The sequence below is a fragment of the Avibacterium sp. 21-595 genome, from assembly GCF_023611905.1.
Lineage (GTDB): Bacteria > Pseudomonadota > Gammaproteobacteria > Enterobacterales > Pasteurellaceae > Avibacterium.
In genome coordinates this window covers 1,679,942-1,693,125 of the sequence record NZ_CP091455.1, presented here as the reverse complement: position 1 = coordinate 1,693,125, position 13,184 = coordinate 1,679,942, and the positions used below count along the sequence as shown (strand labels likewise).

The 13,184-nt window shown below is 39.9% G+C and carries 11 protein-coding genes and 2 tRNA genes; 8 read left to right on the top strand and 5 right to left on the bottom strand.

Annotated elements, in window-relative coordinates; all coding sequences use genetic code 11:
• Positions 1-2 precede the first annotated feature (2 nt).
• Together trpE and fumC are read right to left on the bottom strand one after the other, a co-directional pair.
• Positions 3-1,547 (bottom strand): anthranilate synthase component I, encoded by a 1,545-nt coding sequence (gene trpE, locus L4F92_RS07840; RefSeq protein WP_250363319.1) that lies wholly within the window; start codon positions 1,545-1,547, stop codon positions 3-5.
• A 195-nt stretch (positions 1,548-1,742) separates the two neighbouring features.
• Positions 1,743-3,137 (bottom strand): class II fumarate hydratase, encoded by a 1,395-nt coding sequence (fumC, locus tag L4F92_RS07835; protein ID WP_250363318.1) that lies wholly within the window; start codon positions 3,135-3,137, stop codon positions 1,743-1,745.
• A gap of 242 nt (positions 3,138-3,379) precedes the next feature.
• Between fumC and L4F92_RS07830 the strand changes: the two genes are divergently transcribed.
• From L4F92_RS07830 to L4F92_RS07795, 8 genes are all read left to right on the top strand, one after another.
• On the top strand, positions 3,380-3,823 hold the full coding sequence (locus tag L4F92_RS07830; RefSeq protein ID WP_250363317.1) for a DNA polymerase III subunit chi: 444 nt from the start codon (positions 3,380-3,382) through the stop codon (positions 3,821-3,823).
• Positions 3,823-4,263: a GNAT family N-acetyltransferase gene (locus L4F92_RS07825; protein WP_250363316.1), complete on the top strand. Its 441-nt coding sequence runs from the start codon at positions 3,823-3,825 to the stop codon at positions 4,261-4,263. Before L4F92_RS07830 ends, L4F92_RS07825 begins: the two co-directional genes overlap by 1 nt.
• An 8-nt stretch (positions 4,264-4,271) precedes the next feature.
• On the top strand, positions 4,272-4,439 hold the full coding sequence (locus L4F92_RS07820) for a hypothetical protein (protein WP_250363315.1): 168 nt from the start codon (positions 4,272-4,274) through the stop codon (positions 4,437-4,439).
• A complete protein-coding gene (locus L4F92_RS07815) occupies positions 4,429-5,025 on the top strand; it encodes a zeta toxin family protein (protein WP_250363314.1) in 597 nt (198 codons plus the stop codon). The genes L4F92_RS07820 and L4F92_RS07815 overlap by 11 nt, the downstream gene beginning before the upstream one ends.
• 20 nt (positions 5,026-5,045) lie before the next feature.
• Positions 5,046-7,910: a valine--tRNA ligase gene (locus L4F92_RS07810; RefSeq protein WP_250363313.1), complete on the top strand. Its 2,865-nt coding sequence runs from the start codon at positions 5,046-5,048 to the stop codon at positions 7,908-7,910.
• Positions 7,911-8,027: 117 nt separating this feature from the next.
• Positions 8,028-8,576 (top strand): CDP-diacylglycerol--glycerol-3-phosphate 3-phosphatidyltransferase, encoded by a 549-nt coding sequence (pgsA, locus tag L4F92_RS07805; RefSeq protein ID WP_250363312.1) that lies wholly within the window; start codon positions 8,028-8,030, stop codon positions 8,574-8,576.
• A gap of 359 nt (positions 8,577-8,935) precedes the next feature.
• Positions 8,936-9,011 (top strand) — tRNA-Gly (locus L4F92_RS07800).
• Between the two features lie 2 nt (positions 9,012-9,013).
• Positions 9,014-9,100 (top strand) — tRNA-Leu (locus L4F92_RS07795).
• Between the two features lie 1,105 nt (positions 9,101-10,205).
• Here L4F92_RS07795 and L4F92_RS07790 read toward each other — a convergent pair.
• The 3 genes from L4F92_RS07790 to L4F92_RS07780 are packed head-to-tail and all read right to left on the bottom strand — an operon-like array spanning position 10,206 to position 13,169.
• Positions 10,206-11,831, bottom strand: coding sequence for a hypothetical protein (locus L4F92_RS07790; RefSeq protein ID WP_250363311.1), 1,626 nt, complete (start codon positions 11,829-11,831; stop codon positions 10,206-10,208).
• A gap of 1 nt (position 11,832) precedes the next feature.
• Positions 11,833-12,423, bottom strand: a complete 591-nt coding sequence (locus tag L4F92_RS07785) for a baseplate complex protein (RefSeq protein WP_250363310.1) — start codon at positions 12,421-12,423, stop codon at positions 11,833-11,835.
• Positions 12,420-13,169: a hypothetical protein gene (locus L4F92_RS07780; protein WP_250363309.1), complete on the bottom strand. Its 750-nt coding sequence runs from the start codon at positions 13,167-13,169 to the stop codon at positions 12,420-12,422. The genes L4F92_RS07785 and L4F92_RS07780 overlap by 4 nt, the downstream gene beginning before the upstream one ends.
• Positions 13,170-13,184: the final 15 nt, after the last annotated feature.

The following is a 13,184-nucleotide window of genomic DNA, read 5'->3' as shown; positions in this document are numbered from 1 at the left end:
CCTTATTGTGCAAGTTGGTTGGTTTGCATAATGGCATTAATTACCGCTCTGGCTTTGTGGCGAGTTTCATCTGCTTCCATTTGGGGATCAGAATCTAGCACTTCACCGCAGCCAGCTTGGATATAAGCAATGTCGTTTTGCACGAAAGCAGAGCGGATCACAATACAGGTATCGAAATTTCCATCTGATGAGAGATAGCCCACTGCACCGCCATAGCTATGGCGTTTTTGTTGTTCCACTTGATAGATTAATTGCATTGCTTTGATTTTTGGTGCGCCTGTGAGCGTTCCCATATTCATACAGGCTTGATAAGCGTGCAAGGCATCTAATTCAGGGCGAAGTTTACCCACCACGCGAGAGACCAAGTGCATAATGTGTGAATAACGATCTACTTGCATTAAATCTTTCACTTGACGTGTACCACTTTGGCAAACCCGTGCGATATCATTCCGTGCTAAATCCACTAACATTAAATGTTCTGCTAACTCTTTTTTATCTAAACGTAATTCTAATTCTAAACGCGCATCCAGTTCGGGATCGATATTCCCTTGAGCATCAAATCCTCTTGGGCGTGATCCTGCAATAGGGTAAATTTCTAATTGGCGAGAATCTTGGCTGTATTTTAATGCACTTTCAGGGGACGCACCAAATAGCGTGAAATCGTCATCTTGCATATAAAACATATAAGGGCTTGGATTATTCACTTTCAATTGGCGGTAAGTAGCAAGACTGTTCGGACAAGCTAAAGAAAAACGGCGTGAAGGCACAATTTGAAATACATCACCAATGTTGATGTGGTGTTTTAAACGGCGAATAATCTCTTTAAAGGGTTCATCTTCAATGTTTACGTTCACTTCCGTTGAAGCAGATTGGAGAGGTAAGTGCGGTTCAATTTTCTGTAATTTTTGCGTAATTTGTACCGCACTTTGTTCTGTGGCAGAAAGCGCATTTTGATTAAAACAGAAGGTTTGGAGTTGAGCTTGTTGGCGTTGATGATCGAGAATCAATAAATTTTCTGCCAAATAGAAAACGTAGTCAGGACAGCTTAAACCATCATTGTGTAGCACAATATTTTCCATTGGAATAAAATTTGCCACTAAATCATAAGCAAATAGACCACCAAGAAAAATGGGTGTTTTGCTTGTTTTGTAAAGCGCGGTTAAGCAACGTAAACCATCAAAAATTGTGGGCGCTTGTAATTTACTGTCTTCATCAAGATCTGGATTGAGTGGCGCAAATTCTGCGATGAGTTGATTGTCTTGCTGTAAAAGGCGTTGTGCCATATGTTGTAATTTTTCTTGTAGCAAAGGTAATAATGCCACACCATTTTCATTTAATGCGTTAAAGGTTACGCATTGACCTAAACAGCTAATTTTTAACGCAGAATTAATTAATAAAAGACTTTTTAAGCTATTTTTACTGCTGATTTCGGCGGATTCAAGTAAGAGTGTATTGGTTTGATCTTGGCATAATGTCGCAAAAACAGCGGTTGGATCGCTGTGATAAGCCACATTTTGTGAAAATACGTGGAGAAAAGGCATTGTCATTGGAATTCCTTTTTTGCATAAAATAATAATGCACTATTAAACTAGTACAAAAGGGTTTTGTCAAGGACTGTTTTCACCAAGAAGGAAATTTAGTTAATTGGCTTATTTGAGCGCTTTCGCTATAAAATAGACAAGAAATGTTGGTAAAGAATATTCCTTACCAACATTTCAAATAAGATGAAGGCTAAATTGGCATTATTTCAAGCTGCCAACCATATCTTCAGGGCGTACCCATTCATCAAATTGTTCAGGCGTGACTAAGCCTAGATTTATGGCTTCTTCTCTTAATGTCGTACCATTTTTATGCGCCGTTTTGGCGATTTTAGCCGCATTTTCATAACCAATATGGGTATTTAATGCCGTTACCAACATTAATGAATTTTCAAGTTGCTGTTTAATGCGTGGGTAATTGGGTTCAATGCCACTTGCACAGTGTTCATCAAAAGAAACACAAGCATCAGCCAATAACTGAGCAGATTGCAAGAAGTTATACGCCATTACAGGTTTAAACACATTAAGTTGGAAATGCCCTTGTGAACCTGCAAAAGAAATGGTGGTATCGTTACCTAACACTTGTGCGCATACCATTGTTAAGGCTTCACACTGCGTTGGGTTTACTTTACCGGGCATAATAGAAGAACCGGGTTCATTTTCTGGAATTAAGATTTCACCAATACCAGAACGCGGGCCTGAAGCCAATAAGCGAATGTCGTTTGCAATTTTGAATAAAGACATTGCAAGTTGCTTTAACGCACCGTGTGTTTCAACAATGGCATCGTGGGTGGCAAGGGCTTCAAATTTGTTTTCCGCGGTGATAAATGGTAAGCCAGTAAATTTCGCAATATATTCCGCTACTTTCACATCATAGCCTTTCGGTGTGTTTAAGCCAGTACCTACCGCCGTACCGCCTAAAGCAAGCTGGGCAAGATGAGGTAAGGTATTTCTCAATGCACGCAAGCCAAAATCTAATTGCGCAGCATAGGCAGAAAATTCTTGTCCTAATGTCAGTGGTGTTGCATCCATTAAGTGAGTACGCCCAATTTTCACCACATCTTTAAAGGCTTCTGCTTTTGCAGAAAAGGTTTTTTGTAAATGTTCAACGCAAGGAATAGTGACTTCCACCACTTTTTTATAGGCCGCAATGTGCATTGCGGTTGGATAAGTATCATTCGATGATTGTGATTTATTGACATCATCATTTGGATGAATAATTGATTTTTCACCTAATTTTCCACCATTGATAACGTGCGCACGGTTTGCAATCACTTCATTTAAATTCATATTGGATTGCGTACCTGAACCGGTTTGCCAAATGACTAATGGGAATTGATCGTCAAGTTTATGGGCTAAAATTTCATCGCAAGCTTGGGCGATTAAATCACGTTTTTCAACGGGCAAAACGCCTAGCTCATTATTTGCGTAAGCAGCAGCTTTTTTCAAATAACCAAACGCCTCAATAATTTCCTGTGGCATTGATGCCGATGGCCCAATTTTGAAGTTATTGCGGGAACGTTCTGTTTGTGCCGCCCAGTATTTATCTGCTGGCACTTTCACTTCGCCCATCGTGTCTTTTTCAATACGAAATTCCATTCTAGTTACCTCAAATGATTGAATTAATAATAAGAAAACGTTTTGAGTTTACCACTTTAGAAGTATGAATGGAATCTGGGGAAAGTTGGCAAAGTTGGGTTTTGTGATGTAGATCATAAAGTGCGGTAAGATTTTTTTGAATTTTTTGGCAGCGGAAAAATTAATGTTTTCTATTTATCGGATTTTTCGTTAAAATTAGGCGTTTAAAAATCTGATTTCATACGGGTAAAAGACGCATTTTTATGGCAAAGCACGCACAGTTTTACATTTTAGACAAAACACAAGCAAAATCCCCATTGTCTGCAATGGAAACCTTGGCTTGTGATTTGGCTGCGCAGGCTTGGCGATTAGGTAAAAAAGTGTTAATTAGCTGCGAAAGTGAAGAACAGGCTTTTCGCCTTGATGAAGCCCTATGGGCGAGAGAGCCAGAAGAGTTTGTGCCACATAATTTATCGGGCGAAATCACTCAATATGCCCCCCCCATTGAAATTAGCTGGGCGGAAAAACGCAACGCACAACGCCGTGATCTATTAATAAACTTGCAAGCCCAAATTCCCGATTTTATTGCGAGTTTTAATCAGATTATTGATTTTGTTCCCGCTGACGAAACGCAAAAAGCCATCGCACGGGAGCGTTATAAACAATACCGTCAATTAGGTTGGCAGCTCAGCACGGAGCAAGCCTGATGAGGTGGAATGCAAAAACCTTTGCTGAACTCAGCACACAAGAATTATTTGCGATTTACCAAGTTCGCACCGCCGTATTTGTGGTGGAGCAACAATGTGCTTATCAAGAAGTGGATCATTGGGATCAAAGTGCGGTGCATTTTTGGCAAGAATTTAACGGCAAAATCTGTGCTTATTGCCGCATTATTCCACAAGATGACGGCATTCATATTGGCAGAGTGCTAGTGGCGCAGCACGCACGGGGCAAAGGCTTAGCCAAAGAATTGGTGCAACACGCATTGGCTTATTGCCAACAACATTGGGAAACAGAACCTGTGCTAATCCAAGCGCAAACTTATTTGCAAAATTTCTACCGCACTTTGGGTTTTCAGCCCACTTCAGCAGAATATTTAGAAGACGGCATACCGCATTTGGATATGAAGTTGGAGAAGAATAAATAATGAAACCAATGACAAAAGAAGAAATTATCGAACAGCAACGGCAATTAGCTATTCGCTTCAAACCTTGGATGGAAGATAAGAAAAAGCGTGAAATTCTCACCTTCCAGCGTCCTAATGGTGATATTGTCGATCATTATCCTGATGGACGAGAAGAAGTGATTAAATATGCGAAATAATTTAGCCATTTTTTATTGTGGTACGAATGGGGCAGGTAAAAGTACTTTGCGTTCTTTTAATCAAGATCAGGTGCAAGTGGTGATTGATTCCGATCATATTGCAATGGAACTCAATCCACAAAATCCACGATTGGCCGATATTGAAGCAGGAAGAAAAGCCGTTGAATTATTTAAGTATGCGGTAAAAAATCAGGTTTCATTTTCAATGGAATCGACTCTTGCAGGAAAGTCTATTTTGCACCGTATGCAGCAAGCTAAATCAAAAGGCTTTTATGTAAGGCTAAATTATATCGGTGTCAATGATCCTGATATTAATGTGAAAAGGGTGCAGGCTAGAGTACGAAAAGGCGGCCATTTTATTGATGAAGCCACAATTCGTAAACGCTACGAAATTAGTCGGCAAAATTTAATTTTAGCCTTACCGCTGTGCGATGAAATATTTATTTATGATAATTCGGCGGAAATGCCAATGCTTATTTTTCATCTTTCTAAAGCGAAAATAATTACGCAGTTTGAACAAGTATTACCTGATTGGTGTGAAAATTTATTAGCAGAATTATTACGGTTAGATTTTAATTTAGTTTAGTTACAAATAGAGAAAAAACAATGACACAAAAATTTGAAATGGCAGATCGTTTTAATCCCTCTGCCGTAGAACAAGCACTTTATAAACACTGGGAAGAAGCGGGCTATTTTAAGCCGAATGAAAACCCGAATGCACCGAGTTATTGCATTGCGATTCCACCGCCGAATGTAACGGGATCATTGCATATGGGACACGCTTTCCAGCAAACTTTAATGGATACGCTGATTCGTTTTCATCGTATGGAAGGGGATAACACCCTTTGGCAAGCGGGGACAGACCACGCAGGGATTGCCACGCAAATGGTGGTGGAACGTAAAATCGCGGCAGAAGAAGGCAAAACTCGCCACGATTACGGTCGTGAAGCCTTTATTGAAAAAATCTGGGATTGGAAAGCCTATTCCGGAGGCACAATCAGCCAGCAAATGCGTCGTTTGGGGAATTCAATCGACTGGGATCGTGAGCGTTTCACGATGGACGATGGGCTTTCTGATGCGGTGAAAGAAGTGTTTGTACGCTTGCACGAGGAAGGGTTGATCTATCGTGGCAAACGCCTTGTGAACTGGGATCCAAAATTGCACACCGCAATTTCGGATCTTGAAGTGGAAAATAAAGAAAGCAAAGGCTCGCTTTGGCATTTCCGCTACCCATTAGCTAATGGCGAAAAAACGGCTGATGGCAAAGATTATCTCGTAGTTGCTACCACACGTCCTGAAACAATGTTGGGCGATACCGCGGTGGCAGTTCACCCTGAAGATGAACGCTATCAATCTCTTATTGGCAAAACCGTGATCTTGCCTTTAGCAGATCGTGAAATTCCAATTATTGCTGATGATTATGTGGATCGTGAATTTGGAACAGGTGTGGTAAAAATCACCCCAGCTCACGATTTTAATGACTATGAAGTAGGTAAACGCCATCAGTTACCAATGGTAAATGTGATGACGTTAAATGCGGATATTCGTGATGAGGCGGAAATTATTGGCATAGATAATAAACCTCTCGTAAATTATGTGGCAGACATTCCAGAAAAATATCGTGGAATGGAACGTTTTGCAGCGCGTAAGCAAATTGTGGCGGACTTTGATGCCTTAGGCTTATTGGAAGAAATTAAACCACACGATCTAAAAGTGCCTTATGGCGATCGTGGTGGCGTACCAATTGAACCGATGCTCACCGATCAATGGTATGTGAGCGTAAAACCATTGGCAGAAGTGGCGACCAAAGCGGTAGAAGAGGGGGAAATCCAATTCGTACCGAAGCAATATGAAAATCTCTATTTCTCGTGGATGCGTGATATTCAGGATTGGTGTATTTCTCGCCAACTTTGGTGGGGACATCGCATTCCTGCTTGGTATGATGAACAAGGTAATATTTATGTGGCTCGCAGTGAAGCAGAAGTGCGGTCAAAATATCAGCTAAATTCTGATATTGTACTCAAACAAGATGAAGATGTGCTAGACACGTGGTTCTCTTCGGCTTTATGGACATTCTCTACCCTTGGTTGGCCACAGCAGACCAAAGAACTGAAAATGTTCCACCCAACAGATGTCTTGATCACGGGGTTTGATATCATTTTCTTCTGGGTTGCACGTATGATTATGTTTACGATGCACTTCATCAAAGATGAAAGTGGTAAACCGCAAGTTCCATTCAAAACAGTCTATGTAACAGGACTGATTCGTGATGAACAAGGGCAAAAAATGTCAAAATCAAAAGGGAATGTCCTTGACCCGATCGATATGATTGACGGTATTAGCCTTGAAGATTTACTCGAGAAACGTACGGGCAATATGATGCAACCGCAATTAGCGGAAAAAATTGCGAAAGCGACCCGTAAAGAGTTCGCTAATGGCATTGCTGCACACGGTACAGATGCATTGCGTTTTACCTTGGCCGCCCTTGCAAGTAATGGGCGTGATATTAACTGGGATATGAAACGCTTAGAGGGATATCGTAATTTCTGTAATAAACTGTGGAATGCAAGCCGTTTCGTGCTGACCAATGATAAATTAGATTTATCTGAGGGAGAGCTGGAGTATAGTCTTGCGGATCGCTGGATCAATTCTCAGTTTAACCGCACAGTAGAAGCCGTGCGTTCTGCATTTGCACAATATCGTTTTGATTTAGCAGCGAATGCCATTTATGAGTTTACTTGGGATCAGTTCTGTGATTGGTATTTAGAACTCACAAAACCAATATTTGCACAGGGTAATGCGGCACAAAAACGCGCGGCAAGTCGTACACTGGTAAATGTATTAGAAAAATTGCTACGCTTAGCTCATCCAATTATTCCATTTATTACTGAAGAGATTTGGCAAAAAGTGAAAGGTTTTGCGGGCGTGAGTGGTGACACCATTATGCTACAACCTTATCCACAGTATGAAGCAAGCCAAATTGATGAGCAAGCAGAGCTACAAATGAGTTGGTTGAAAGAGATCATCGTCGCAGTGCGTAATATCCGTGCGGAATGCAATATTGCGCCAAGCAAAGGCTTAGACGCATTATTACGTCATTTAACGCCAGAACAGCAACAAATTCTTGCCAATAACAGCACATTATTAGCAAGTATGGCGAAATTAGATAGCGTTGAACTGTTAAAGGATGGTGGAGAAGCGCCATTCTCGGTAACCAAATTGGTTGGTAACACAGAGCTTCTTATTCCAATGGCGGGCTTTATTGACAAAGATACCGAGTTAGCACGTTTAACTAAAGAGCTAGAAAAACTCAACGGTGAAATTGCTCGTATTGAAAACAAATTGAGCAATGAAGCCTTTGTGGCAAAAGCGCCAGAGCAAGTCATTGCGAAAGAACGTGAAAAAATGCAAGGCTATCAAGAGGCCATTGCAAAAGTTCAAGCGCAATATCAGGCGATTGAGGCACTTTAATTCATTACATCATATCCCTCTTTTTAGAGGGATATTTTTTTAAATAGTATTTTCTAATTAGAAAAATATGCTTTAAAATAATTGACGATTATCTATTTTCTGTGACTGTTACGCCCTATGAAATTAAATTTCCCTACAATTCTAACCTTATTCCGTGTCATTTTAATTCCATTTTTTATTATGGCATTTTATTTACCATTCTCTTGGGCGCCTTTCTTGACAACAGCCATTTTTTTTGTCGCCGCGACTACAGATTGGTTTGATGGATATTTAGCCAGAAAATGGAATCAAAGCACACCCTTTGGGGCGTTTTTAGATCCCGTGGCTGATAAAGTTATGGTTGCGGCCGCATTGGTGTTAGTCGTGGAGTATCAACATAGTTTTTGGGTAACTTTACCAGCGATTGTGATGATCTCAAGGGAAATTATCGTTTCTGCCCTACGCGAATGGATGGCTGAAATCGGTAGCCGCAGTAAAGTGGCGGTATCTTGGCTCGGTAAAGTAAAAACCGCTTCCCAAATGCTTGCTTTAGGTGGATTGCTATGGCGTTATAATGTATTAATGGAAATCGCAGGAATCGTATTTTTATATATTGCAGCAATTTTAACCGTCTGGTCAATGCTACAATATTTAAAAGCAGCAAAAGATAATTTATTAGACAGTTAAAAAAATTTCACTATTTTATACCGCACTTCATCAAATAATAAAGTGCGGTATTTTTTTACTTATTTTTTATAATAATTCAGTTATCGAAGAATGATAGCCAAGAGTATTTTTATAATGATCAATATTATTGCGTTATTGAGATAGCCATTTCAAAGCGAAATAGGGAATATAGTTTTTTATCCCTAAATTTTTCATCTTGTACTTTAAATCTTCTCATATTGCTTGAACAATAAACGAATAGATAAGGATTGAGCTTTTTTTAGTCGATTAAACTAAATCAAGCAAATTTCTATTTGACTAATAAATTGAAATCCGTAAAATGCACCTCGTTGTTTAGCGAAACAGAAAGTTAGCTAAATGCGGGAATAGCTCAGTTGGTAGAGCACGACCTTGCCAAGGTCGGGGTCGCGAGTTCGAGCCTCGTTTCCCGCTCCAACGCCCGAGTGGTGAAATCGGTAGACACAAGGGATTTAAAATCCCTCGACTTTCGAGTCGTGGCGGTTCAAGTCCGCCCTCGGGCACCATTTAAAAACCAAAATAAATCAATAAGCTAGTCGCCAAGAGCGGCTTTTTTTATATCTCATTTTTACCGCACTTTTTCTTTTGGTGTCTATTTGGTGACTATTTTTAGCCTACCCTAGAAATTCTGATAACCCACCTTTTCCCTTTTTGGTGTCCAATAGTCACCAAATTTCAGATGTGTGAGCGGTTATCTGCAAATCATTTTATGCAAATTTCCCCACGTAAAATAGGAATTCTTTTTATATTTCAATATGATAGCTTTTCACCTTGATAAAATCTGATCTTTTTTAACTGAAAATCACTGAAATTAACTGTAAATTTTTCAGTTAAGATCACATTTACTTTTTTCTAAGATCCCTTTTTCGCCCTAGCTTTAGATAATTTTTGCCTATGAAATTTAACTGAAAAAATGGCAATTTTTTGCATAAAAAACGCGGGTGGAAGAGTGGATTTTTCGTGACGTTTGACGTGGCGTAAAAATTTTCCGTAGCTTGAAATGAAGTATTAACAGAAAAATTATTGCACAGGTAAAAACTTGCCAAAAATGTACATTTATTTTTGTAATTCATTGTTTTTAATATGTATTTACTGAATTTTTGGCAAGTTTTTTAATTTGGATGGCATTAACAGAAGAATTGTTATGCAGGTGAAAACTTGCCAAAAATGTACATTTATTTTTGTAATTCATTGTTTTTAATATGTATTTACTGAATTTTTGGCAAGTTTTTTAATTTGGATGGCATTAACAGAAGAATTGTTATGCAGGTGAAAACTTGCCAAAAATGTACATTTATTTTTGTAATTCATTGTTTTTAATATGTATTTACTGAATTTTTGGCAAGTTTTTTAATTTGGATGGCATTAACAGAAGAATTGTTATGCAGGTGAAAACTTGCCAAAAATGTACATTTATTTTTGTAATCCATTGTTTTTAATATGTATTTACTGAATTTTTGGCAAGTTTTTTAATTTGGATGGCATTAACAGAAGAATTGTTATGTAGGTAAAAACTTGCCAAAAAATGTACATTTATTTTTGTAATTCATTGTTTTTAATATGAATTTATTGAATTTTTAGCAAGTTTTTGTTTATTGAAATATATTATCTCTACTTCTCAATAATCGGCGTGAGTTTACCTTTCTCGCCTAAGGCTCTGCTATTGTAGCCAGTAAACGTGCTGCTTTGATCTGGTGCTGGGCCGCCATTATGGGTATGACTTGCAACAGTATTCGCAAGGTCGGCAACGATTTGAATTGTTTCTTCCATAATGTTTAAGATGTTTTGTTTCCCTGAACCAATGTGAATTTGGCTTGCTAATAGCTGAATTGTAGGGGCTTTCAGTTTAAGCAGAATATCCGAGCAACGTTCTGCAATACCGCTGATTTGCTCTTTTAATTTACCGTCAATAGCAGTAGTCGCATTGCCTGTTGTTACCGTTGTAATGTTACCAACCACACTCAAGCTATAATTTCCGCCTACGTTGATTTGTTTGTCAGCGTCAATATTGCTTTGCGATGTACCGATATTCTTCGTTTCGGTATCTGTTTCAATTACACGCACAAATGAACGATCGGTAATGGTTTGATCTGTTTCGCGAGTTTTATTGCCTGCGGCATCGGTGCGCTCAAACACTTCAGGCCGTTGCTGTTTAAGTTGTTCACCCACGGCAACAGATGGCACAGTTTTATCTTGCGCCAATAAGGTACGCACAAAAGGCATATCAGGTCGCCCATACGCATAGCCAATCTCAACAATCGTTCCTACTTCGGGAAAAGCAAAATCGCCACCTTGCGAACCCGTGCTAGTTACAGGCAAAGGCACGGCTGAATAAGCAGGGGTGTTTGTGTCATCGCTACCATCTTCATTCAGCACTTGCAATTCTACGGCATACTTAGGGCGAAAAGAATCAGCAATATCACCGCCCGAACTTGGATCAGCAACGCCGATTACTTTGGCATAACGTGGCAAGTGATAGCCGCCAGCTAGTTCTGGAAATTCTTTCTCCATCATTTGCCGTTGTGGGCTTTTCTGTTTCGGTTTGCCGCTCTCATCAACACTTTGCCATTGCAAAATGAGTACATCGCCAATCAATTCCGTTTGCGTGATTTTATTTTGATTGACTAACGCCCCCGGGCGAATTGCCGCATAAATTGGCAACGTCATTCGATTGTTGCCCGTGTCTAAGGCTTCGGTGCTGTCGATCTCAATATTTTTACCATACCAACGGCTATCTTGATAGCTCCCCACAAACACTGAACCGTCAGCCCCTTGTTGCCATAAATAATCAGGGACATTGAATAATCGCCCTAAATTATTTAATAACTGATAACCTGATCCCGAATGGGTAAAGTTCGGGATCGGGGTTGTCGCGTAAGGCTTAGGCGGAATTTTAAAGGTGATGCCCGTTTTTTGTTGTAAAAAGGCACATATGTCATTCAAGGTGGCGTGGCGAATTGAACAGTTATGCACACCTTCAAAAATCGCCACTTTCTCACGAATAAAGCACTTTTTAAACTTGGGTGCATCATCTTGGGCGTGTTCAATCACGCCGTTAAAATATTGGTAAAAGTGCGCCGATTCACCCACGCTGATTTCTACTGTTTTCCCCGTTAAATCATCTTCACTTTCAATCACAATAAATCCACGCCCTGCATTATTGAGTTCTAACACTATATGGCAGTGGCTAAGTTCATATTCTTTACCGTCAATCAGGCATTCTTTGATTATTTTCATACTATTCCTTATTTACTGGCCCAATCTTATTGTTAACCGCCCTAGATATTCTTGTTACTAAGCTTTCTTTTTCTGGCTCTTTTGGTTTTTCTTCTATTTTAGGCTGTGTAGGCTTCGCTTCAGGGGCTTTTTCCGTTTGCACTTTCTTTTTCGGTTTAGTTTTACGTTTTTCTTTTTTCTCGCTGACGCTATTAACTTCTTTTAGCGTAAAACTCACCTGCCACGCCATCGCGTCTTCTTGTTCTGTGGCAGAAATTGAGCCGCTAAATTGCACTTCGCGCATATTCACCGCTTCGGCAGAAACGGAAGAAACACGGTATTTGGTTTGCTCGCCTGATTTTTCAGTCGCTTCGGCAAAGTTGAATAAATCTGTAAGCCATTGCTTTTCGCGGTAAGGGATCAAGCCTGAAACAGTCATTTCTTTTGCTTTCACCCCCTTATCTGCTTTCTTCGTGCTGGATTGGCGACCGCTCATATCTGCTTCTTCGCGTTTTACTCTTACGCTTATCATTGGTTTGAGCAAATAAATTGGTTTGCCGTTAAGGGCGAGTTGAATGGATGGTCTAGCACGCTGTAATGAGAATAAATTCATTGGATCATTCCTGTTAAATTTGACAAATCAGCGCCAACAAAAACAATCAGCGCCGTAAAAATATTGTTTGCATTGGGTAAGTTTTGGTTAATTTCCAATGCGATTTGCTCAAGGCTTGCTGTTTTTTGATAGCAATAGGCTTCAACTACTGCATTTAAAAGTGCGGTGGTTTTTTCCAGATTTTTTTGTTCCCGCTCCGCTTTCTTCGCTTTCAGTTGTGCGAGCATTGCCATTGGATCAGGACTTGCTGCCGCGGTTGCATTGGCATTACGCATAACCGCTTGCAAAGAGCGGGAAGATTGGGGCGTAATGTCCGCACTGGGCAAAAATGACGGATTGCCCATAGTGGGCATTTTTACCATTTTTGTTTCATTGAGCTTTTGCTGTGATTTAGCATAATCCAAGGCTTGTTTAAATTCGGGATAAGGTAACAAAACCGATGCTTTTTCAAGTGCGGTAATAAAATCTTCTATTTTTGCCGATGCAACCATCACGGCAAAACATTGCACTTCACCTTTTGGACGGTTTGGATCGCTATAATCGGTAAATTTTGCTTGGATCACTTTCACCGCATTTTCTGGCGATAAATACCGTCCGCTATCCTCTCTAATCCCGTGCGTCCAGTTGTGCAACCCTAATTTTGTCCCCTGTACAGATAGCGAAAAAGGGGAAATAATCCCCTTTTGTGCATTTTGTAAGGTTGCTTTAGCCTGTGGGGGTAATTGTAATTTTTGTTTTTTCCACATTGTAAATCACCTGTT